Below are 21,943 nucleotides of genomic sequence, written 5' to 3'. Positions count from 1 at the left end.
TTGTTAGGAATAGTAGATTTCTAAACAGATTCGCAGTCGGATTACTTCTTCAATTCATTGACCTTATCAGGATCTACCGTACGGAAATGTCCGTAAACTCTGAGGATAATCGCCAGCGCGACAGTCACTTCCGCAGCTGCTACCACAATGACAAAAAGTGCAAAGAGCTGCCCTCCTATCCGTTCAGGATCGTGACGGCTAAATGCAACCAGATTAATATTAACGGCATTCAGCATCAACTCAATCCCAAGCAAAATACCAATCAGGTGTTTTTTCGTAATGGCAATGGCCAGTCCTATGCAGAACAAAGCGGCCGCAACGATCAGATAATGTTCTACCGGAATGATTGTCATGAGGCGGGATTTCTGTTTAAAGCAAGATACGCTGCTCCAACTAAGGCAACCAATAAGAGGATAGCAGCAATTTCAAAAGGTAAAAGATGGCTGGTCATCAGTTCCACACCAATTGTTTTAAGAGTTGAGCGTGAAATATTGCTTTCGCCCGTCATCCTGAAATTTGAAGTAGCGATCACATAAGACAAAAAACCAAACAAACCGGTGCCGATCAGAAAACCCCAGAACTGCCGGGCCATTGATACGATTACACGGTTGGGCGTTGTCGAGATTGCTTCCTTGTCCGCTTTTTGGGTAAGCATAATCCCAAATATCAGTAACACAAGAATTCCTCCAACGTAAACCATAATCTGCGTGACGGCAAGAAAATCAGCTCCCGCCAAAACATACAGCGCTGCAACGCCAAGAAAAGTCAGGAATAAAGCAAATGCGGCGTAAATAAGATTTCTGGAAAACAGGATAAAAAGTGCCGAAACAATCGCCAAACCTGAAAAACCATAAAATGCAGCTATTTCCATATTTATCTTACAAATTATTTATTCCTGATCCGGTGCTTTTGGTTTCGGTTTCATTGTTGGACGAAACGCCGGTTTAGCTTTTATTTCCTCATTTTCAACTTTTTCAACAGAAGCTTCCGGAGTATCCGAAACCGGAGTTTTTGGCTTCATCGTCGGGTGGAATGCTGGTTTCGCAGCAACCGGTTCAGTAGGCGCTACCGGAATATCTTCATTTTGCAAAGCAGCTTCAACTTTAGGTTTCATCGTAGGACGAAACGCTGGCTTGGCTTTGACTTCTTCGTTTTCAACTTTTTCAACAGAAGCTTCCGGAGTATCCAAAACCGGAGTTTTTGGCTTCATCGTCGGGCGGAATGCGGGTTTCGCAGCAACCGGTTCAGTAGGCGCTACCGGAATATCTTCATTTTGCAAAGCAGCTTCAACTTTAGGTTTCATCGTAGGACGAAACGCTGGCTTGGCTTTGACTTCTTCGTTTTCAACTTTTTCAACAGAAGCTTCCGGAGTATCCAAAACCGGAGTTTTTGGCTTCATCGTCGGGCGGAATGCGGGTTTCGCAGCAACCGGTTCAGTAGGCGCTACCGGAATATCTTCATTTTGCAAAGCAGCTTCAACTTTAGGTTTCATCGTAGGACGAAACGCTGGCTTGGCTTTGACTTCTTCGTTTTCAACTTTTTCAACAGAAGCTTCCGGAGTATCCAAAACCGGAGTTTTTGGCTTCATCGTCGGGCGGAATGCGGGTTTCGCAGCAACCGGTTCAGTAGGCGCTACCGGAATATCTTCATTTTGCAAAGCAGCTTCAACTTTAGGTTTCATCGTAGGACGAAACGCTGGCTTGGCTTTTACTTCCTCATTTTCTGCTTTTTCAACAGAAGCTTCCGGGGTATCTGAAACCGGAGTTTTGGGCTTCATCGTCGGACGGAATGCGGGTTTCGCAGCAACTGGTTCGGTTGGCGCTACCGGAATATCTTCATTTTGCGAAGCAGCTTCAACTTTCGGTTTCATCGTGGGACGAAACGCGGGCTTAGCTTTGACTTCTTCGTTTTCAACTTTTTCAACAGAAGCTTCCGGAGTATCCGAAACCGGAGTTTTTGGTTTCATCGTCGGACGGAATGCGGGTTTCGCAGCAACTGGTTCAGCCGGCGTTGCCGGAATATCCTCATTTTGCGAAGCAGCTTCGACTTGCGGCTTCATCGTTGGACGAAACGCTGGCTTGGCTTTTGGAGCCTCTTCCGACTGCACTTCACTACCCTCAGTTGCCTCACCTTCTACAACTTTCGGTTTCATCGAAGGTTTAAAAGGCAAGCGCGGAGCCACAGGTTTTTCCGTCGGTACCTCAGAAACTTCATCATTTACGGACTTGGCTTCAACCGGAGCAGGTTTACGCGGTTGAAAAACAGGTTTTGGTTTTGCAACTTCGGATGGCTCCTCTTGTGCCGCAACTTCCTCCTGTTTTGGTTTTATTGTCGGTTTGAAAGCCGGACGTGCTACTGGTGTTTTTGCTGTTACATCAGGAGCAGCAGCTGGTTTTTGGGCCGCTTTAAGCGCTTCTTTTTCTTTTTGGAATTGTTCCAGTAAATCCCGTTTCTCCTGCGCCTCTTCGGCCGTAAGATTACCGAAATTATAAACCATTTCCCGTATATCTACCTCGCTATAATCGAAAGTCTTGGTCATTGTCAGACATTCGGTCGGGCATACAGTGGTGCAAAGACCGCAATAACAGCACTTTGCCATATCAATATCAAACTTGGCAGCGTACAAACGGATTGGCGAACCATCCGATGCCCTCCCAACTTCCTCAATCGCCCGAATCGGCTCAATTTCTATACAATCAACGGGACAAACCTTGACGCATTTATCACAGACAATGCAGTCGTCCATTTCGTTGTGCAAACGATAGCGGCCATTGTCGGGAATCGGGATTGTTTCCTGAGGATATTGAATGGTAACAATACCATCCTGTAAATCGAAAAAGTCCCCCTTGCGGATATCCGTTGACATACGGCGTTTTCTTGCGTCAAATAAATGGCGCAACGTCAGCTTCATACCCGTTAAAGTGGTATTGATACCCTCTGATATATTTTTAAAGTAAGTCGACAACGTTAGCAGGTCTCGATTTTCAATTCATAACTAATCCGGAAATCTCCGAAAATAAGCCTATTGCAAAGATAGAGTAAACTCTGAAAAAACTTACTTATCCACGAAAACACCTTCCAATAACACCAATAATTCTTTCTGAACCGACTGTGTTTTATCTCTCGTGTACCAACGCTGGATATCTTCGGCAAACTCTTTATACGGCGGCCGGTCCGGGTTGGCTTTATATTCTGCCAGTTTGGCCTGAGCACCTTCGGGACGTGGTCCCCAGGTAAAAATCTCATTAAACTCTTCGTCTACCGCAATAAGCTTTGGAATCGAACGTCCTCCGTTGGTCAGATACTGATCCATAAGGTCGGGATTTTCGTCTCTTAACAACAACTGAAAATCAATCAGCGGATTGAGTTTGGCAATCGCAGCCAGCACGGGTATACATTGTGCTGCATCCCCACACCAGGCTTCTGTCAGCACGTACCAGGTCTGCGGTATTTGGACCTGTTTCGCTGCGATTTTCAACTTTTCACTTAAAACTGTCGTTTTATTAAGCCTTTGCATTCTGTGCAGGTTGAGCTTGGTATATTCATTGAGCTCTTCCGACTGTTTGGACCCGGTTGTCCTTTGTTCCATGACAACCAATTCCATCAATAACATGTAATCCGGATAAGAATAAATATTCCGCTCCGTCCCGTTCTGAAATAAATCCGCTACGTTCTTCATGAAAATACACTGGTTCAAAGAAAAAACCCGTACCTGATCATTTCAGTTCAGACAATCCGGTTCAAATATTTACTATAATCGATTTGCTCAGCAATATAATCTTCGTTCACCAGCGGAGATGTGAATAAGTAATCGGCAGTAGCACGGTTTGACGCCACAGGAATGTTCCAGACCACACATAAACGCAACAAAGCCTTCACATCAGGATCATGCGGCTGAGCTGACATCGGATCCCAGAAAAAAATCAGTAAATCGATTCTTTCTTCCGCAATCATAGAGCCTACCTGCTGGTCACCACCGAGCGGGCCGCTCAAAAGACGGATCACGGGTTGCTCTAATAATTCCTCCAATAACCTCCCCGTTGTCCCGGTGGCATACAGTTCATTTTTTGCCAGCTGAGCCCGATTGGCACGTGCCCAGTCCATCAATTCCGTTTTCCGATTGTCGTGAGCCACCATGGCGATACGTTTGCTGGCAGCGATTTTTCTAAAATTTGTCATTCAAGTTCGAATTTATGAGCAAACATCAGTCTAAAACTAATGCGGTTCAAAGATGCTCAATATAATTCAAATACTCTTTTGCCAACACCTGCCTGTCGAAATGTTTTTTAGCAAACCGATACCCGTTTTCTCCCTGTACTTCCAGTAAAGCAGGATTTTTTAGATAAATCCTGACTTTTTCAGCAAAATCAGCCGGATTTTCCGGTTCTACAAAAATGCCCGCAGCAGCCTCTTCTACCAACGACCTGGAAACTCCGTCAATCGCCATCAGCACAGGCTTTTTACAGGAAAAGTAATCGAAGGTTTTATTGGAATAAATAGTCTTGAAAGTATCCGTTTTCTTCAAAACGGAAGTACCCATATCAGATGCTATGATATATTTCAAAACTTCATCCTTAGGCAATGATTCTACAAAACGAACATTATCGATTGCTCGCCGCCTTGCTTCTGCAATCAGATATTCATTTTGTTCCCCGTCGCCAATGAGCAAAAAGAGCACATGGGTGTCCCGTAAGATTTCAGCCGTTTCTAAAATCTGGATCAGATGATTCGCCTGACCATGCGCACCGGCGTAGGTTATGACAAACTTCCCTTCCAGTTTTTTGGCTTTTCTAAAAGAAACAGCATCAAACTCGCTGAGCAGTTTATCTGAGCGTATAAAATCGGCGGCGTTTGGAATTAAGATGATCTTGTCAGCCGGGACCTTCTTTTTATTTATTAAAATCTCACGAAATGCCGGCGTCAAAACCGCGATCACTTTTGCTTTCTGATAAATCCTCGATTCAAGCCAAAAGGCAAGGCGGATGAGATATTTATTTTTCAACATCCCCGTTCCAATGGCAGATTCCGGCCACAAATCACGGATTTCAAATACAAAAGGAATGTGCTTCCACCAGTTTAAAAAGATAGCTATCAAACCTACGAACAACGGCGGTGAGGACACGATCATGACGTCATAATCTTCTTTTGCATAAAAAGCACCCGCCCAGATACCTGTAAAAACAAAGGCAAAAAAGCCAGACAAACGACTTAAAAAGCCTTTACCAGACTGCCCCGCATAACAACGGATAACTTTCACCTGATCCTGGTTTGTGTAACTATGAAATAGATTTCCCCCATAATGCTGTGCCCGGTGTCCCATGTAATGCCGCATGCCGGCAATAACCGTGATCTCATGCCCATTTTCCGTCCAAATCCGGCTCATTTCATTCCAGCGGGTTCCGCCTCCTTCGCCATCTTCAAGAAAAAACTGATGTATCAATAAAATGCGCATCCTTGATTTCTGTTTTAGATTTTAAACCGATTTCAATTCTGATATATCTTTCAGTCGTATTAAAAACAATACGGTGTGCACGTATCTTGCAACCATAAGCAGGCGCATACCAACCTTCCGTTTTGACAAATGGAATCTCTTTGCCGCATTTCAGAAAAGCCCTGATGTAAAATCTTTCAAAAAAACTTTCTGACGGATGCCAGATCTGATTCATCAGGATCTCCGACGGTGCGTTTTCAATCCAGTCGTCAACAATCCAGTGAAAAACTCCTTCCGGTTTCGTCACCCGACGCCGGTGGATAATGTTTTCTCCCAGATGCTTAAACCCCTCAAACCAGCCTTCAAATACAGACTCGCCATTTCCTGTTTTCCAATAACCCTGGCTTTTTTTGATCCAGTCATACCAGATAAACCGCTTCCCTTTCCTCATTTGATCATATCCGCCAAGCATCACGGTGTTGTGCGAAGCGGTTCCCGAAAAATAATCCGTCCATCTTTTTTCGGTATTGTATTTGAAGGTACCCGCATCTCTCAGAATATTTTCGCCGTTGACCCAGATATCAAGGTGTAAGTTATCGGACTGAAAAGGACGGTTTTGGTAACTGCCACAACGAAGAAATGTCCTGCTGTTTTTATCCTGTAAAATGTAATAACCTCCGCGGGGGAAAACGTAAGTCGGCGATTCATTTTGGAGGAGTAATGGCTTCCCTGTTTGTACCGGACTTATGCCAAGCCAGCGGCTTTCTTCTTCCCATTGACCTGCCTTATAATCCAGCTCCTCCCCCAAAATATTGGCCAGTGCCAATAACTGCGGTCTGAAATCTCTGAAATGACATTCCGACAAAGGAAAAAATAAGGCACCATCGTTATGACCATAATTGGGCAGCTGTCCGGAAGTCATATCCTGGCAGGCATACAAAAACTGTAATGATTTTCTCGCCCGGTCGTAAATAACCGGATCCCAAAATTCATGATTCAGATGTGCGAGTTGCATCGCCCAGGTCAGCAGCTGGACCACAACCCGGTGATAATTCATCGAAAATTGCAGAAACGTACCATCTTCGTAAATCTGGTAAGCAATTTCTCCTTCAAACCACTCTTTTCCGTTTCGTTTCCAGTCTGCACTTTCTTCTAAAAAGGGGTATAAAAGGCCCACCAAATATAACCCGAGCGTTTCTGTCAGAGCATGGTTATTTCGTACCGCGATTCTCGAAAAATCGATATTAGCAGCCACGTGACGCATCTGGCTATCGATACTGTTTATAATCCGATCAAAAACTGACTGCGTTAAGGTGTCTGAATTTTTGTAATACTGTAAGGCAAAAGTCCAGTTCAGAACCCGCAGCGTAATTTCCTGGCTGCATCGCCAGTTTGGCCCGCAATTCACCGGATTATCCTGAATCCAGCTTTCGATCGTTGCAAAGACGGTTTCGGATTGATCTTTGCCAAAATGATAGTCATACCGGATCAGATCGTAAAGAAACGTAAACCGGGATTTCTCCCAAACAAATTTTATATCTCCAGCCGCTGATGAGAAGTCGGAAACCTCCGTCCAGTGTTTTAATTTATCGTATCGAAAACCGGTTTCCGGGTTTGTCAACCACCCTTCAACTTTGTAAAAGGTTGTGCCAAAAAATAGTATTTGATTATTTTGGAGCGCCTTAACACGCTTCGCCAACGATGGATAATCGAGCTGGTTTAAAGATGGAGAAGAAACAGCAGGCCGGCCTGGGAAGAAAAAATTTACAGGCAGATTTCGCCAGTCAGCCAGGGCGATTGTTGCTTTGTGGTCAGTAGAAGCGGGGAAACGATATTTCAATATACCCGTTCTTCTTTGAAACTCATACCAGCAACGGAAAATTACATAACGAAGCCCCATGTTCCGGACAACCTGAACGGCATCGGACAGGGCTGTCCAATGATTTTTAATGATTTCTTTCATAAAAGTGTGTGTAATCGTCTGTGCAAGATAAGAAATTGCAGGAGTCGCGGTCTATAAACCATTTACAGTTTTACAAAAGGTTATCTTTGGATCATATTTCGGCGTTTTAAAAAAGATGGGGCCGGCAAATTGCACTTAATCATGCCTTAACATCCCATTAGTACCTTTGGTTTTAACTTTTAAACATGACTCCTACGACTTTCTCAAAATACACAGTACCGGTTTTGAAAAAAGACCAGCCCGACGATACTTATAAATTTCAGCCTTTACCCGCGCCAACGGGCGAATATCCTTACCATCTTTCATTAGAGAAAATTATACCAGAGGTTACCTCGCAAAGGACTGTCTTTCACATGCTCGGCGATACCGGTAGCATAGGAAATCCCGCGTTTCAACATCTGGTAGCCAGTGAAATGGCAAAACAATATGAAGCTGGAAAGGAAAACCGGCCTCAGTTCCTGTTTCATCTTGGCGATGTGGTTTATACTTTTGGTGAGGCCAATCGTTACCACACGCAGTTTTTTGAGCCATATCAAAAATATCCCGGGCCGATCTTCGCCATCGCCGGAAATCATGATAGCGACGTAAACCCGAATGCCGCTCCGTACAAAAGCCTTGATGCATTTAAAACTGTTTTCTGCGATACCGAACGCCGGGCGGTCAGTTTTGGCGGTGAGGCTGAGAGAACCAGCATGATCCAACCCAATATTTACTGGACGCTAAAAGCGCCTTTGGCAAATATCATCGGATTACACAGCAATGTCCCCAAATACGGTGTCATTACACCGAACCAGAGAAACTGGTTTAAGGAAGAGTTAATAACAGCCGCCGCCGAAAGACCGGAAAAGGCTTTGATCCTGGCCCTGCACCATGCGCCTTACACAGCGGACATCAACCATGGTTCCAGCGTACCAATGATTGAATTTCTGGAAGGTGTTTTTGAAGAGACGGGCATAAGACCGGATATTGTTTTCAGCGGCCATGTCCATAATTATCAGCGATTCAATAAACATTACGCAGACGGAAAGATCATTCCCTATATCGTGGCCGGCGCAGGGGGTTATGACGAACTGCATCCGGTGGCTTTCACCAACGACCAACGTTTCACCACCGACAGCAATTTACTGGGTGGAATAACCATGGAAAGTTACTGCGACAACAAACACGGCTTTTTGAAAATAGCCATTGAAAAGGATAACAAAGGTTTAAACTTAACCGGTGAGTATTACACCATCCCTCACGACAAGAACCCCGATAGCAATACAGGGGCAACCCTGGCAGACCGGTTTACGCTTTCGATAAACTAAGGATTGCGAACATTTGTAGCTGAATCTACGGTATTTTGATATTTTTAGAAATATCGTAGGTTTGGTCAAACTGGAAATCAGAGAATTTAACGGCTTTATTCCGGCAGAAAAACCGGTCTAAAGCAAAAAAAGCGAGTTATTGCTAACTCGCTTTACTGTGGGCCCTGCAGGATTCGAACCTGCGACCCCCTGCTTGTAAGGCAGGTGCTCTGAACCAACTGAGCTAAGAGCCCCTCTCGGGGATTTCAAATAAACGACTTATTTCTTCTCAATTTTAGAAAAAATTAAAACGAGTTATCGCTAACTCGTTTTATTGTGGGCCCTGCAGGATTCGAACCTGCGACCCCCTGCTTGTAAGGCAGGTGCTCTGAACCAACTGAGCTAAGAGCCCCTCTTGTCGTCATTCGGGAGTGCAAATATGCACGTCTGATTTTTTTTATCCAAATTATCCGGTCAAAAAATCTATATTTTTTTGCCAATAATTTCCAATCCATTGATAATCAGAATTCAAATTATTCGAAATTCAAATACAAAGTTACCGTATGTGTCGTCAACCGGCTTATACCCGAGCTCGGAGCGCCCTGAAATACGTTCTTCAATCCGTGTGAAAATCTTAACTCTGGCGAAAATTTGAAAAATTCAAAGAATCGTTCATACCCCACCCCATAATCCAGTGTAAAATCCGATGTCTGTGTATCCAGCCTGCCATTGCTGCCAGAGCCGCCATTACTTTTTTTCACGTTCGTCTCAATGCCCATCGTTACACCGGCTATCATATACATTCTGGTGTTGACCCGCCGTTTCGATTTATATTTTACCAGCAACGGAATTTCAAGCCAGGTCGACTCCCGCTTATTAATCTTATCAGGGCTGTTTGGATAACTGTATTTCACCTCTCGCTCATAAAGCGAGACCGAAGGGGTTGTTCTGATATCAAACCGTTCGTTCAGGTAGGCGTTAATAATAAAACCCATTCTGAACGCGCCTTTTAGCGGCGACTGGATCAGATAAGCCGAATCACTGGCAAAAGAGTCACTATGCCTGATGTTATATCGGGCAAGCGGCATTGCAAACAAAATCCCATAATGAATAGGTTTGTCGTCGTAATATTCCAGGTGGCGGCGTACATAACCTTGTCCCTGCGCTTTAACTTCCTGTGAAACGGCACACAGCAACAAGATGCCAATAACTATTTTTGTCCTGTGTAAATGGAGCAAATCCCGAAGGTTAATGGTATGCATTTGGTATTTTTAAAACCTGCTTTTTTATAAATATCAAGAAAAGCCTCCCCATCCGGAAATGCCTGAACGGATTCAGGAAGGTAGGTGTAGGCGGCACTGTCCTTTGAGACGGTCTTACCGATCAATGGTAATATATATTTGAAATAAAAATTATAGAACTGCTTAAACGGGAATGAACGGGGTTTTGAAAACTCAACCACCACACAGGTTCCGCCCGGCTTCAATACGCGGTTCATTTCAGTAAGCCCTACCAGCAAATTCTGAAAGTTCCGTACTCCAAACGAAACGATAATAGCATCAAAATAATTGTCTGCAAAAACTAAACTTTCCGAGTCTCCGCTTTGCAGGGTGATAATATCCTGTTTGCCAAGTTTCGCAATTTTCTCCCGCCCTACCGCCAACATTCCTTCTGAAATATCAACACCGATTATTTTTTCAGGTTTAAGTGAAAGGGCTTCAATCGCAAAATCGCCCGTCCCTGTGGCAATATCCAGAATCACTTTTGGTTGCTGCTGCTTCAGGAGTTTTATGGCACGTTTGCGCCAGTAAATATCCACGCCACCGCTTAAAACGTGATTCAATAAATCATATTTTGGTGAAATGTTGTCGAACATTTCCGCCACCTGTTCCCGCTTGCTGCCGTCTTTATCTTTATAGGGTACTACACTCATTTTCGATTTGCATAAAATTAGAAGTACAAAACTAACAGATATTTATTGGTTATCGTTTTGCTGTATATATGTAAAGTTTGCATAAACCATTGATTTTTAAGAGAAGTACCCTCGTAAAAAGGAAGATAGTTTTAAATTTGTTTTGATAACACACACACTTCCTGGTCATGATTCGCAAATTTTTACAATTATTTGCCATTATTACGCTCTGCATTCCCGTTCGGGCACAACGCCGGACCAGCTGGAATGACGCGTACCGTAACTACAAAAACGGCAATCACAACTCCAAAATTATTTCACCTTATTCACTGACAGTTCGTGGCGGACTGACCCAGTTTTATGGCGAATTGGGGAAACAGGATATGCTCGGCATGCTGAGCATTGGCCTGAACAGGTCTTTCAATAAATCCATTTCACTTGGTTTTGAATATTCGACAGGCAAACTTGGCGGCGAAGAAATTCCATTTTTCAATTCTTATTTCATCAATGAGTACAACGCTGCCGAACTACTTGTAAAATGGAATTTAATGGAACAGTTTGCGCAAAACCACAACGACGACCTGGACTTTAGTATTTACGGAGGCCTGGGATTAATGATGTTCAGCGCCAATGCGTACGACATTACCTCGAATAAGTTACTCAGATTTACCAACAGTGCCACCAGTGCCCGGAATCAGCTTTTTCTTCGCTGGGGAAATCCGCATGGAAAACCCGGGATCAGGAAAACAAACGAACGTATTATCCCGGTGGGAATAGAGGCAAACTATAAATTATTTGAAAAGCTGATCTTCGGTATCGATTATCGTTTTTATTTCGTCCGGAGCGATAAAGTGGATGCAACCTCGGGCATGCGACTGATAAACCCGGAAGAAGCCGATACCTACAGCAAAACCCCAAACGACAAGTTCAGCTTTTTATCCTTTTCGGTAATGTATAAATTCAGCAAATATCCGGGGCATGGGAAACGGTAAAATTACTTATCTTGTTCATCCACTATAACAGTGAAACACGTTTAAATTTTATCCCTTGGCGCCAATTGCTTACAATCTCTATCCCACCCTGCTTAATCTTTTTGACCGTTATCAAAAAGGATATCTCGACAAGCAGGAGCTGCTGAACCGCATCAACCGTGTCCCTGTGCCACAAACAGAGGCGCAGGCGAGAGGCTGTTCCTTCGAAGATGCTGTCATAAAAGGTGTGAATGAAAATGCTTTTGATTCAGAAATTTTGGATAAAGTCCGGGCGCTTTTACCGCGACCCATGGTAAAAACCCAGGTTTATTGTGAACATCAGCTGGATAATGTTCTGCTGTATGGTTATGTGGATGTTATTGGAAAAACGCTAGCCGTGGATATCAAAACGACGAATAGTTACACAGAAGGACGATTCGCCCATAGTCACCAAAATTTCTATTTACCCGCCTTACGCGCAAAAGGCATAAGAACCCTGCGTTACGTGATCACCGATTTCCAGGATGTGTATCAGGAAAATTACGATCAGACAATTGATTTCTCAGTACAGGAAATCCAGATTAAGTTTTTTTGTGACTTTTTGGAAGAGCACCGGGGGGAGATTACAGATCGGAAGGTTTTTGGGAGGGGATATTAAGTCAATTTCATTCCCATGACTGCATTTCTAAAAGCAGGATTACACAAACCCATTTCATTCACTTTTTCGCGACCTAAAACAAAAGATCCTGCCAGAATTTCTTCTGACAGGATCTTGTGGTGATGGACGGAATCGAACCGCCGACACAAGGATTTTCAGTCCTTTGCTCTACCGACTGAGCTACATCACCAGCTCAATTCGTTCCCTTTGGGACTGCAAAGGTAGAATTACGATTTTACTTTCCAAATTATTTGGAGAAAAAATATTTGTAAATTTTTATCAAATACTCAGAAAACAAACTTAGTAATCTGATTTTCTAGCACTTAACCATTATCAAAAAAATAATTTATTTTAAAAAAAGTTGTAGCTAAATACATTTTTACCATATTTGCTTATAGTATGCTTGCATACTAATTGACGAATTATTTCTTTTCCGGTTCACAAAGCGAATTTTTATGGCCATAATCCAGCAAATCATTTTTCTAGCTGTCCTTGGAACAGTTGGCTGGCTTGTTTTCAAGCGTGCCAGTTTGATACGCAATACCATATTGCTTGGACGAGACGAAGACCGTACGGATCAGCCGGGATTGCGGTTTGCAACCATGGTTCGCATTGCTTTCGGACAAAAGAAAATGTTTGACCGGCCCCTGATCGGTGTGATGCACTTTGTGGTTTATGCCGGATTTTTGCTCATCAACATCGAAGTGCTGGAAATTGTCCTTGACGGAATTTTAGGACATCACAGACTCTTCGCACCTTTTCTTGGATCTTTTTACACGTTTCTAATCGGCTTTTTTGAATTTCTGGCCGTCGGCGTATTAGTTACTTGCTCTATATTTCTAATTCGCAGGGCTGTTGTTAAAGTTGAAAGATTCCAGCCATCCCGCCATAAAGAAATGAACGGCTGGCCTGAGCTGGATGGAAAAATCATCCTGCTTTTCGAAATAGTCCTGATGATTGCAATCCTAACCATGAACGCCGCCGATACGGTTTTGCAGGAAATTGGAAGCACGCATTACACGCCAACCGGAGATTTTGCTTTCAGCCAGTTTCTTAAACCGCTTTTTACCGGCTGGAATGAAACTTCTCTGATCGTTTACGAACGGTTTGCCTGGTGGTTTCACATTCTTGGCATTTTTGCGTTCGCCGTTTACGTTACTTATTCCAAGCATTTGCATATTGCGCTGGCATTTCCCAATACTTATTTCTCCCGTCTTACGCCCAAGGGAGAAATGAATAACATGCCGGATATCACCAAAGAGGTAAAAATCATGCTGGGACTCGATACGCCAGACACCACAGCAGCAGAAAATGTAATACCCGAACGTTTTGGAGCCAAGGATGCGCCGGATTTAAGCTGGAAAAATCTGATGGATGCGTATTCATGCACAGAGTGCGGCCGGTGCACCTCTGCCTGCCCGGCTAACCTGACCGGTAAAAAATTGTCTCCGCGGAAAATTATGATGGACACCCGCGACCGGTTAGAGGATATCGGCAGAAATATGCAGACCAATGGCGGAAAGTTTGTTGAGGATGGAAAAAATCTGATGGGCGACTACATCAGCAACGAAGAAATCCTTGCCTGTACCACTTGCAATGCCTGTGTGCAGGAATGTCCGATTCTGATCAACCCGCTGGATATTATCCTTCAATTGCGCCGGTATAAGATCATGGACGAAGCTCAGGCTCCCGGCTCCTGGAATGCCATGTTTCAGAATCTGGATACGAATCAGGCTCCGTGGAAATTCTCCCCGGGTGACCGTTTCAACTGGGCTGACCATTTAAAAAATGAGGCCTGACCTTAGTATCGGCGAAACTCTTCCCTATTTGATCTGTCTGTAATTATCAGGAACACATGAGCGAAATAACCTACAAAGTGCCAACCATGGCTGAAATGGCCGCTAACAACGAAACACCGGAAGTACTTTTCTGGGTGGGTTGTGCCGGCTCGTTTGACGACCGCTATAAAAAAGTGACTGTCGCTTTCGTGAAAATATTGAATAAAGCGGGTGTAAAATTTGCCGTTCTGGGTACTGAAGAAAGCTGTACCGGTGATCCGGCACGCCGCGCGGGTAACGAATTCACGTTTCAAATGCTTGCCATGTCCAACATTCAGGTTTTGGATATGTACGGGGTTAAAAAAATTGTTACGGCTTGTCCGCATTGTTTTAACACGTTGAAAAATGAATACCCGGAGCTCGGCGGAAACTATGAGGTAGTACATCATTCCGAATATTTACAGCAGTTGATCAATGAAGGCCGTGTCAGGATTGAAGGTGGAGAAACTTTCAAGGGCCGCAAAATCACCTTTCATGACTCCTGTTACCTGGGAAGAGCCAATGGCATTTACGAGGCGCCACGGCACGTTTTGGAGGCACTGGATGCAGATTTGGTCGAAATGAAGCGCTGCAAAACAAAAGGGCTCTGCTGCGGGGCGGGCGGCGGCCAAATGTTCAAAGAACCTGAACCAGGCAAAAAAGATATTAACGTCGAACGCATCGAAGAGGCCATAGAAACCGGTGCGACCACCATCGCGGTAGCCTGTCCGTTTTGTATGGTAATGATGACCGATGGAGTTAAAAACAAGGAAAAGGAAGATAGCGTAAAGGTATTTGACCTTGCTGAACTGATTGCACAGGCGGAAGGCTTATAAATTTTATTTTTTGAAACTTAACAAATAACCGGTTATATCAGCCAGCGCCTGTTCATCAAGCCCCAGGCTGGTCGGCTCGGGCATAAATGAGTTTGGCAATTTCTCCCGCTTTTTAATATCCACGGCTTTAATCACGTGTTTCAGTCCTGTTCCGTCTTTAAGCACGACATTATTCCCGTCGCTCAGTAAAAACCCGAAAAACGATTCTCCTTTTTTCGTAGTGATGGAATATGCCTCGTAACCAAAAACAATGCTGGCCGAAGGATTGATAATCGCATCAAGCAATGATGTTTTGTCAAACTTTTCATGAATCGCTGTAAGGTCCGGGCCAATTTCTCCGCCGCTTTCACCGTGCCGATGGCAAACTGCACAGTTCGTCATAAATAACCTGGCGCCGTTATCCTTACTGGCAGACATCCGGTTTATAAAATCCACTTTCATCACTTTGCCGTTTCTTGGAAAAAACTGACTTCCAACTGTGCGCACATTCTGGTTCGGATTTTTAAAAATCAAATCACTGACAGACTTGGCGATCGTATCCGGCAATCTGCCCTGAACTCTCATTTCGATCAGGATATCACCACCAACAGGATCTATGGCCATTTGTTTAGCCGCGGAAATTCTTGTTGATAATGGCTTATTATTATCAGAAAGGCTCTTTTTCAGTGTCAGCATTTTTTGGCTGACAGGGGCCGTCGTAGTTTCTTCATGTTTTTTCCAATCCAGCAAATCCGACCAATCATTGGTTTTCCTGAAATTCAACCACCATAGAGCTGTTGACGAAACATCTGAAAGCTTTGATTTTGATAATTCCAAAATCGCCATCGCCGCCCTTTTGTCATGGATAAAAGCAATGGCTGTCAAAGCTTTTTTACGCTCATTGATGGCTACAATCGTAGATCCGGCTCTTGTTTTCAAATCGTTAATAGCCGTTGCAGGATGCAAACGCCAGGCAAGATTTGCTCGCTGGGCGTGCCAGTCTTGAGCCTCTCCCGGATAAATCTCATTAACCATCGCATACACCTGCTCTTCTTTTTTTTCCGAACCGCTGCCTATCGCTTCCAAAAGCCACGGATCTTTTCCTTCGTAACGTTTAAGCAGCTCACGTGTGATTTCCTTTGAAGATTCAAACGGGAGATCTCTCAGCGAAACAGCTACCTCCGCACGCACTGCCGGATCAGGATCCGCAGCCAGCATTTTTGCATAGGATAAGATATCGGCGTTAACCACCCGCAATGCCCGGTAAGCATTCAGTCGTGTCAACGCGTCCGGACTTGTCAATAACTCTTCAACCTCCGCCTTACCCTCCTCTCCCAACTGTGCCAAAAGCCAGATAGCTCTTGCTGCGTGGTATGGGTTTTCAGATTTCAAAAGAGCCTTCACTGGTCCGATAGCCGTCTCTCCTCGTTTTTTCAACGCATCGAAAGCAACCGCCCGTACGTTGACAGCGGGATTTTTCAGGACTTCAATCAACCCTTCTGTCGTTGTGAAATCAAATTTCGGCGAAGCCAGTTTTTTGTTTTTTGGTGTAATACGAAAAATCCGACCATAACCCTTTTGGTCTTTCATCGCGTGTCCTCCCACGATTGGATCGTACCAATCTGCGACATACAAAGCTCCGTCCGTGCCCGCAACAATATCCGAAGGACGAAACCATTTCCGGGTATCCGTATCCGTTTCAAACCACTCATAACGTTCAGAAGCCTGAGGAAATGAGCTGAGAAGATCGTTTCGTCGGAGATCAAACCCAGCTCCGTTTTTCACAGGCTGATAAGAGAAAATCACGTTTCTTCCCGCCTCACAGCTTAGTAGAGTTCCCCGGTACTTTGCTCCCAATGCATCACCCTCGTAAAACATAATGCCCGTAGGAGATCCGGCACCCGTGTTATTACCCGCTGGCATTACACCGGGATCTTCCTGATGCCAGTGGGCGGTAAAAATATCCTGTCCGGGACGACGATCCGCCTGCCAGTATCTTGTACCATCCGACGAAAAATATCCCGCATTTCCATTTTCAGGCAAATACGAAGTGCGACAGGTAATCACCTGATCGTCATTATCATTTTGCCAGCGGTTGCCATAACTATCCATGCAAACCTCGTAGCTGTTACGGAAATTATGGCCCATTACTTTCAAACCGGTACCGTCAGGATTGATCCTTAAAGCCAGACCGCCCACCCAAATACGGCCATCATCCGACTTCATATTGCCCTCATTCTTTTTATTGTAGGGCGTTCCACCGGTATACAAACTTCCGCTCCGAAGCATCCAGCCACGCTTATCCTTCACCACATGCGGACCGGCATTTCCTGTATTAAAATACCACAGCCCATCCGGCCCCGCTACCAGCGAATGCAGGGAATGATCATGATCGAAACCGCCGAAACCGGTCAGAAAAACTTCCCTTCTGTCTGGTTTGTCGTCACCGTTGTCGTCTGTATAGATCAGCAGATTGGGTGCGCAGGAAACGATCACTTGATTGCCAATTACTGCAATCCCCAGTGGTGCAGTCAACAGCGTGTCCTCTACAAATACTTTTGAATTATCCGCTTTTCCATCTCCATTGGTATCTTCCAGGATAACCACGCGGTCTCCCTTTTGTTTGTGTGACAGCCGCTCCGCAGGTTTGGTATTGAAATCGCGGTAATTTACCGCCTCTGTAATCCAGATCCGCCCCTTCGCATCCACATCCAGATTGGTCGGATTATTAAACATAGGCGCCTCGGCCCATAATGTCGCTTCCAGATCGTCAGGCGTGTACAGTTTCGACGTATCTCCTGCCGTCTCTGGCTGTTTATCCAACGCATTGGCAACACCAGTTTCTTTTGTTTGAAATACTGAAAAGAAAATGCCAAACAACAGGGCTGAAAAACTCAGAAAAATAAACGTTGATCTCATATTTCAGTCAGAAAAATAGCCTGGATCTTTTTATCAGAATTGAAATAAACCGCTCAGATTTGCTTTTCTCAAAAAAGAAAGAAACCTTGTATTATACTGTTATTGAAATCAATAAAGTCCTATTTCTACTTCAAAAAACCGAATTAAGAAATGGCGAACTTAGTTTTGCCAGGGCATGTTCTGAATGTTGAAACGACAGTGGATTATTACTCAAAACTATTAACCAGGCTCAACCATGTATATCCCGTTTAATGAAATAGATTTATCCGCCCGCGTGTGGATTTATCAGGCCAATAGAAAATTTACAGACGAAGAAGTGGGGATTCTTACGGAAACGTTAAAAGCAGCCCTGGAAGGTTGGGAGGCACATGGGCACCCGCTTACCGCATCCGGAAAAATTTTCGAGCATCGCTTTGTCGTAATCGCCGTCGATGAGTCCAGAGAATTGCCAAGCGGCTGCTCCATTGACAAGTCGGTTCACTGGTTGCAACAAATCGGAAGTCAGTTAAATATCGATTTTTTTGACCGCTCCCTGGCTTATCTTGACGACAACGGCCAAGTTGAAACAATTCCTGTACCCAAAATAAAACAGGCCGTAACGGAGCAGATCATCACACCTTTCACTACAATTTTCGATAATCAGGTTAATAATAAGGCACAATGGATGAAACGCTGGAAAACACCGGCATCGAATTCATGGCTCAGCCGCTATTTTTCGGCGCAAACCGCATCATAGTTTTGAAAGGTTTCTCTGGCAGCTTAGCTTTGCAAACTACTTACTGATACCTGCATGAAAACATTTGGAATGTTTGCCGCGCTTTGTCTTGGAATTTTATTGACGGGATGCGACAAAAATGTTGTTTACAAAGCTTACGAAGATATTGACGACGGACAGTGGTTCATCAAAAACACGCCTTCCTTCAAGGTAGAAATTACAGATACCACGCAGCTTTATAATGTATTTTACCTGGTCCGGAATACGTTGCAGTATCCTTACTATAATTTATACCTGACACGTAAAATTACAGGGCCGGACAGTTCGGTATCGACCAACATGGAAGAAGTCTTTCTTTCCAATGAAATTACCGGCAAGCCGTTCGGGAAAGGTTTAGGCGATTTGTTTGATCATAAAATACCTTTTCTGACCAACCATAAATTCCCCAAATCGGGCACTTATACTTTTACACTTTCCCAATCCATGCGGCAAAATCCTTTACCCTTCGTCATGGGGATTGGTATCAGTGTTGAAAAAGTCGAGAAGTAACAAAAAAGGATTCCCTTAACCGAGAATCCTTTTTTGTTACTGAATGGTTGTATTCGGCGGCGTGCCTTGCTGCCCCTCCGGTTTTTTGCGGGGCCGGTTTTTATAATTCCGATATCGTTTTTTCTGCACTTCTTTTTGCTGGACCATCTTTTTCTGCTCCTCCGCTTTGTCTTCTTCCACTTCATGAACAGGTTCGCCCAGTAAAAAACCATAAGGTTCCAGACTTGGAATAGTATCCAGCACAACTTTTAAAATGGCTGTGACCGGCAATGCGAGGATCAGACCTGATAATCCCCAAAGCTGACCGCCCAAAAACAGTGCCACGATTGCCGCCATCGGGTTCACACTGACTTTGGATCCTACAATATTGGGTGTGATAAAATTCCCTTCAAGAAACTGTACAAAACTCATCACCCCAATGACCCCCAGTGAATACCACGGCGAATCCATGGTGACAATGCTTAATAAAGCAGGAAACAATGACCCGATTAAAATACCGATATAGGGAATCAGGATAAGGAATCCTGCAAGAAACCCGAAGAAAATGGCATGCGGGACACCCAGAATCAAAAGCCCGATGCTATTTAAAACGCCAACAATGATGATGACCAAAAATAGTCCTGAAAGATAACTCTGGATCACGCCATATATTTTTTTCAAAAGCGCGTTCAGATCTTCATTCGGCACACTGGCTATGGCTTTATAAAAAAATCTTCTGAAAAAATCGCGATACAGAAGGAAGAAGAAAACGTAGAGCGGCAACAGAATAAAGGTCGAAATAGCGCCGGTGGTCGTCACAAGCGTATTCAGCAATACCGCCCGGCCTTCGCTTAACATATTGATCAGATATTTTTTGGCCTCTGTAACCTGCTGCGTTCTACTCAGGTTCAGATATCTTTCTCCCATCGTCAAAGTCTGGTCCAGAATCACCTCTGCCTTTTCCGTAATTCTTGGAAGTTCTTCCGCGAAACTGCCGATCTGCAACGTTACCACGTACACCAGCACCACAATCACGAAGAAGAAAACCAGGATACTCAGCAAAATGGATACGATACGGGGAACGCGGCGATGTTCCAGCCAAACGCAAACCGGATGAAGAAGTATCGCCAGTAAAACAGAAAATGCCAGCGGGATCAGCGTTTCCCGAAGTACAAAAAGGATATAAACGCCGGCGATCAGGGCTACCAGAATACTGGCCAGCTTCAGGTAAGTGGGTGTTTCCTTATCTTTGTTCGGTACAGAATGTAAAGGATGGTTCATGAATAAGTTAGTGTATCTTTTGTTTGCTTTAAAAACGGTGTTCTGCACCTGCACCCCCGACAAGCGGGCGAATGGATTTGATAAAGTGCGTTCTCATTACAAAATTAGCAAAATAGGCAAGCTTCCTGCTGTCGCTAATGAAAGTTCCGGTATTGCCCGCACGCAAAAAAATTCATTCTGGACGCATAACGACAGCGGCGGGAAACCTGAATTGTATGAAATTGATTCCACAGGCAAGCTTTTATCAACAAAAGTTATTCCAAATGCGCAAAATTCAGACTGGGAAGACCTGGCACAAGACCAGCTCGGAACGCTCTACATCGGCGATTTTGGCAACAACGGCAATACAAAACGTTCGTTAACAGTGTATAAGGTCCCGCCCGGAAATGCCGAAACGGAAAAAATCACCTTTAACTACGCGGATCAAAAAGATTTTCCGCCATCCAGAGACAAGCTTAATTTCGATTGTGAGGCATTTTTTTACCATAAGGATAATCTGTATTTGTTCTCAAAAAACAGAAGTCCGACAAACCATATGGTAAGAATTTACCGGTTACCCACGGAAAAAGGAAATTGTTCCATCGCCCCCATTGACAGTATTGCTATCGGAACGCAGGTTACTTCTGCGGATATCAGTCCGGACGGTAAAACATTTGCCCTGCTGACTTATGGCAAAATCCTGCTTTTCGGAATTGATGACGGAATGATTACATTTAAGAAGCCATTGGGCTGTTTGAAGTTTCCAAAAAAACAGACAGAGGCCTTGATATTTGTAAATAATACCGATATGATTGTAACCAATGAGCAGCGACAAATATTCAGGATTACTTACCGCTGATATTATTTTTTTGTTAACAATGCATTAAAGTAGATAATGTCATAATCACAACAACTAATTTCGAACTGGATTTAACCTGGTAACAATCACATGAGCAGTGCAAAAGCAACCCACTCAGCACCGAAAGTATTAGTAGTTGACGACGATTCAGATATAGTAGAGCTTCTGGAGTACAATCTGGTTAAAGAAGGATATTCTGTTCAAACGGCCTCCAATGGCAAAAGAGCCATCGAAACGGCAAAAACTTTTATCCCGGATCTTATTCTTCTGGACATTATGATGCCGCAGCTTGATGGCATCGAAACCGGCAGAATTTTACGCCAGAACCCCGATATTAAACATACCTACATTCTATTTTTAACAGCGCGTTCAGAAGAATATTCGGAAGTGGCAGCGTTTGAAGTAGGTGCCGACGATTATATCACCAAACCGATTAAACCACGTGCGCTGATGAGCCGTATCAATGCTTTGTTCCGTCGCGAGGCGCAAAAAGCAGATTCGGGCGATCAGATCGAGGTGCTGGATTTGGTTATCAACCGTAAAAATTATACGGTAACGCAAGGCGAAGATAAATCTGTGGTATTGCCTAAAAAGGAATTTGAGCTCTTGTTTTTCCTTGCCCAAACACCTAATAAGGTTTTTAGCCGCGACGAATTGCTGCAAAAGATATGGGGCGCAGACATTTATGTACTGGAACGCACCGTAGACGTACACATTCGGAAGCTACGCGAAAAACTGGGTGACCGTTATATCAAAACTCTGAAAGGTGTGGGTTATATGTTTACAGACGAAGCAGAATAATTTCAATA

General features: G+C 44.1%; 20 protein-coding genes and 3 tRNA genes. 9 read left to right on the top strand and 14 right to left on the bottom strand.

From position 1 onward, the window contains the following. Positions 1-41: 41 nt before the first annotated feature. The 7 genes from nuoK to M1L62_RS10300 form a co-directional block, all read right to left on the bottom strand. Positions 42-353 carry an NADH-quinone oxidoreductase subunit NuoK gene (nuoK, locus tag M1L62_RS10330; protein ID WP_256527668.1) on the bottom strand — a complete coding sequence of 104 codons (312 nt, stop codon included), beginning with the start codon at positions 351-353 and terminating at the stop codon, positions 42-44. After that, positions 350-871: an NADH-quinone oxidoreductase subunit J family protein gene (locus M1L62_RS10325; protein WP_254412958.1), complete on the bottom strand. Its 522-nt coding sequence runs from the start codon at positions 869-871 to the stop codon at positions 350-352. Before M1L62_RS10325 ends, nuoK begins: the two co-directional genes overlap by 4 nt. Before the next feature lie 18 nt (positions 872-889). Continuing rightward, entirely contained in the window at positions 890-2,911 is a 2,022-nt protein-coding gene (locus M1L62_RS10320) for a 4Fe-4S dicluster domain-containing protein (RefSeq protein WP_254412957.1), read from the bottom strand. Between the two features lie 144 nt (positions 2,912-3,055). After that, entirely contained in the window at positions 3,056-3,679 is a 624-nt protein-coding gene (locus tag M1L62_RS10315) for a thioredoxin family protein (protein WP_254412956.1), read from the bottom strand. 47 nt (positions 3,680-3,726) lie between these two features. After that, complete coding sequence (locus M1L62_RS10310; RefSeq protein ID WP_254412955.1) at positions 3,727-4,179, bottom strand: methylglyoxal synthase; 453 nt, start codon at positions 4,177-4,179, stop codon at positions 3,727-3,729. A gap of 46 nt (positions 4,180-4,225) precedes the next feature. After that, positions 4,226-5,452, bottom strand: coding sequence for a glycosyltransferase family 4 protein (locus M1L62_RS10305; protein WP_254412954.1), 1,227 nt, complete (start codon positions 5,450-5,452; stop codon positions 4,226-4,228). Then, entirely contained in the window at positions 5,418-7,394 is a 1,977-nt protein-coding gene (locus tag M1L62_RS10300) for a heparinase II/III family protein (protein WP_254412953.1), read from the bottom strand. Before M1L62_RS10300 ends, M1L62_RS10305 begins: the two co-directional genes overlap by 35 nt. A 185-nt stretch (positions 7,395-7,579) precedes the next feature. On the opposite strand from M1L62_RS10300, the gene M1L62_RS10295 reads away from it, so the two are divergent. Continuing rightward, entirely contained in the window at positions 7,580-8,701 is a 1,122-nt protein-coding gene (locus tag M1L62_RS10295) for a metallophosphoesterase family protein (protein ID WP_254412952.1), read from the top strand. 158 nt (positions 8,702-8,859) lie between these two features. On the opposite strand, the gene M1L62_RS10290 is transcribed toward M1L62_RS10295, so the two are convergent. The 4 genes from M1L62_RS10290 to ubiE form a co-directional block, all read right to left on the bottom strand. Beyond that, positions 8,860-8,934 (bottom strand) — tRNA-Val (locus tag M1L62_RS10290). Between the two features lie 83 nt (positions 8,935-9,017). Next, positions 9,018-9,092 (bottom strand) — tRNA-Val (locus tag M1L62_RS10285). A gap of 121 nt (positions 9,093-9,213) precedes the next feature. Next, the gene (gene porT, locus M1L62_RS10280; RefSeq protein ID WP_254412951.1) at positions 9,214-9,942 is read right to left on the bottom strand and encodes a type IX secretion/gliding motility protein PorT/SprT; all 729 of its coding nucleotides are present in this window, start codon (positions 9,940-9,942) and stop codon (positions 9,214-9,216) included. Further along, complete coding sequence (ubiE, locus tag M1L62_RS10275; RefSeq protein WP_254412950.1) at positions 9,891-10,613, bottom strand: bifunctional demethylmenaquinone methyltransferase/2-methoxy-6-polyprenyl-1,4-benzoquinol methylase UbiE; 723 nt, start codon at positions 10,611-10,613, stop codon at positions 9,891-9,893. The genes porT and ubiE overlap by 52 nt, the downstream gene beginning before the upstream one ends. 167 nt (positions 10,614-10,780) lie before the next feature. Here ubiE and M1L62_RS10270 point away from each other — a divergent pair, with 167 nt between their 5' ends. Beyond that, on the top strand, positions 10,781-11,584 hold the full coding sequence (locus tag M1L62_RS10270) for a hypothetical protein (RefSeq protein ID WP_254412949.1): 804 nt from the start codon (positions 10,781-10,783) through the stop codon (positions 11,582-11,584). Positions 11,585-11,639: 55 nt separating this feature from the next. Further along, a complete protein-coding gene (locus M1L62_RS10265) occupies positions 11,640-12,221 on the top strand; it encodes a hypothetical protein (protein ID WP_254412948.1) in 582 nt (193 codons plus the stop codon). A 117-nt stretch (positions 12,222-12,338) separates the two neighbouring features. On the opposite strand, the gene M1L62_RS10260 is transcribed toward M1L62_RS10265, so the two are convergent. Further along, positions 12,339-12,411, bottom strand: a tRNA-Phe gene (locus M1L62_RS10260). 265 nt (positions 12,412-12,676) lie between these two features. On the opposite strand from M1L62_RS10260, the gene M1L62_RS10255 reads away from it, so the two are divergent. Together M1L62_RS10255 and M1L62_RS10250 are read left to right on the top strand one after the other, a co-directional pair. Continuing rightward, complete coding sequence (locus tag M1L62_RS10255) at positions 12,677-14,020, top strand: 4Fe-4S dicluster domain-containing protein (protein ID WP_254412947.1); 1,344 nt, start codon at positions 12,677-12,679, stop codon at positions 14,018-14,020. 56 nt (positions 14,021-14,076) lie between these two features. After that, a complete protein-coding gene (locus tag M1L62_RS10250) occupies positions 14,077-14,874 on the top strand; it encodes a (Fe-S)-binding protein (protein WP_254412946.1) in 798 nt (265 codons plus the stop codon). A gap of 3 nt (positions 14,875-14,877) precedes the next feature. On the opposite strand, the gene M1L62_RS10245 is transcribed toward M1L62_RS10250, so the two are convergent. Further along, the gene (locus M1L62_RS10245) at positions 14,878-17,772 is read right to left on the bottom strand and encodes a PVC-type heme-binding CxxCH protein (RefSeq protein WP_254412945.1); all 2,895 of its coding nucleotides are present in this window, start codon (positions 17,770-17,772) and stop codon (positions 14,878-14,880) included. A gap of 235 nt (positions 17,773-18,007) precedes the next feature. On the opposite strand from M1L62_RS10245, the gene M1L62_RS10240 reads away from it, so the two are divergent. Next, entirely contained in the window at positions 18,008-18,508 is a 501-nt protein-coding gene (locus M1L62_RS10240; RefSeq protein WP_254412944.1) for a hypothetical protein, read from the top strand. A gap of 54 nt (positions 18,509-18,562) precedes the next feature. Next, on the top strand, positions 18,563-19,036 hold the full coding sequence (locus M1L62_RS10235) for a gliding motility lipoprotein GldH (protein WP_254412943.1): 474 nt from the start codon (positions 18,563-18,565) through the stop codon (positions 19,034-19,036). 36 nt (positions 19,037-19,072) lie between these two features. On the opposite strand, the gene M1L62_RS10230 is transcribed toward M1L62_RS10235, so the two are convergent. Continuing rightward, a complete protein-coding gene (locus M1L62_RS10230) occupies positions 19,073-20,296 on the bottom strand; it encodes an AI-2E family transporter (protein ID WP_254412942.1) in 1,224 nt (407 codons plus the stop codon). Here M1L62_RS10230 and M1L62_RS10225 point away from each other — a divergent pair. After that, on the top strand, positions 20,295-21,134 hold the full coding sequence (locus M1L62_RS10225; protein WP_254412941.1) for a YjiK family protein: 840 nt from the start codon (positions 20,295-20,297) through the stop codon (positions 21,132-21,134). The two genes, M1L62_RS10230 and M1L62_RS10225, sit on opposite strands and share 2 nt — an antisense overlap. A gap of 90 nt (positions 21,135-21,224) precedes the next feature. Continuing rightward, complete coding sequence (locus tag M1L62_RS10220; protein WP_254412940.1) at positions 21,225-21,935, top strand: response regulator transcription factor; 711 nt, start codon at positions 21,225-21,227, stop codon at positions 21,933-21,935. The last annotated feature ends 8 nt before the right edge of the window (positions 21,936-21,943 follow it).

The sequence above is a fragment of the Dyadobacter diqingensis genome (assembly GCF_024220585.1).
Classification (GTDB): Bacteria; Bacteroidota; Bacteroidia; order Cytophagales; family Spirosomataceae; genus Dyadobacter; species Dyadobacter diqingensis.
The sequence above is the reverse complement of the archived record's forward strand: the minus strand, read 5'-3'. Positions and strand labels throughout refer to the sequence as shown.

Coding starts and splice junctions, on each gene's coding strand:
- nuoK (WP_256527668.1), bottom strand. CDS start 353: ATGACAATCATTCCGGTAGAACATTATCTGATCGTTGCGGCCGCTTTG.
- M1L62_RS10325 (WP_254412958.1), bottom strand. CDS start 871: ATGGAAATAGCTGCATTTTATGGTTTTTCAGGTTTGGCGATTGTTTCG.
- M1L62_RS10320 (WP_254412957.1), bottom strand. CDS start 2,911: ATGAAGCTGACGTTGCGCCATTTATTTGACGCAAGAAAACGCCGTATG.
- M1L62_RS10315 (WP_254412956.1), bottom strand. CDS start 3,679: ATGAAGAACGTAGCGGATTTATTTCAGAACGGGACGGAGCGGAATATT.
- M1L62_RS10310 (WP_254412955.1), bottom strand. CDS start 4,179: ATGACAAATTTTAGAAAAATCGCTGCCAGCAAACGTATCGCCATGGTG.
- M1L62_RS10305 (WP_254412954.1), bottom strand. CDS start 5,452: ATGCGCATTTTATTGATACATCAGTTTTTTCTTGAAGATGGCGAAGGA.
- M1L62_RS10300 (WP_254412953.1), bottom strand. CDS start 7,394: ATGAAAGAAATCATTAAAAATCATTGGACAGCCCTGTCCGATGCCGTT.
- M1L62_RS10295 (WP_254412952.1), top strand. CDS start 7,580: ATGACTCCTACGACTTTCTCAAAATACACAGTACCGGTTTTGAAAAAA.
- porT (WP_254412951.1), bottom strand. CDS start 9,942: ATGCATACCATTAACCTTCGGGATTTGCTCCATTTACACAGGACAAAA.
- ubiE (WP_254412950.1), bottom strand. CDS start 10,613: ATGAGTGTAGTACCCTATAAAGATAAAGACGGCAGCAAGCGGGAACAG.
- M1L62_RS10270 (WP_254412949.1), top strand. CDS start 10,781: ATGATTCGCAAATTTTTACAATTATTTGCCATTATTACGCTCTGCATT.
- M1L62_RS10255 (WP_254412947.1), top strand. CDS start 12,677: ATGGCCATAATCCAGCAAATCATTTTTCTAGCTGTCCTTGGAACAGTT.
- M1L62_RS10250 (WP_254412946.1), top strand. CDS start 14,077: ATGAGCGAAATAACCTACAAAGTGCCAACCATGGCTGAAATGGCCGCT.
- M1L62_RS10245 (WP_254412945.1), bottom strand. CDS start 17,772: ATGAGATCAACGTTTATTTTTCTGAGTTTTTCAGCCCTGTTGTTTGGC.
- M1L62_RS10240 (WP_254412944.1), top strand. CDS start 18,008: ATGTATATCCCGTTTAATGAAATAGATTTATCCGCCCGCGTGTGGATT.
- M1L62_RS10235 (WP_254412943.1), top strand. CDS start 18,563: ATGAAAACATTTGGAATGTTTGCCGCGCTTTGTCTTGGAATTTTATTG.
- M1L62_RS10225 (WP_254412941.1), top strand. CDS start 20,295: ATGAATAAGTTAGTGTATCTTTTGTTTGCTTTAAAAACGGTGTTCTGC.
- M1L62_RS10230 (WP_254412942.1), bottom strand. CDS start 20,296: ATGAACCATCCTTTACATTCTGTACCGAACAAAGATAAGGAAACACCC.
- M1L62_RS10220 (WP_254412940.1), top strand. CDS start 21,225: ATGAGCAGTGCAAAAGCAACCCACTCAGCACCGAAAGTATTAGTAGTT.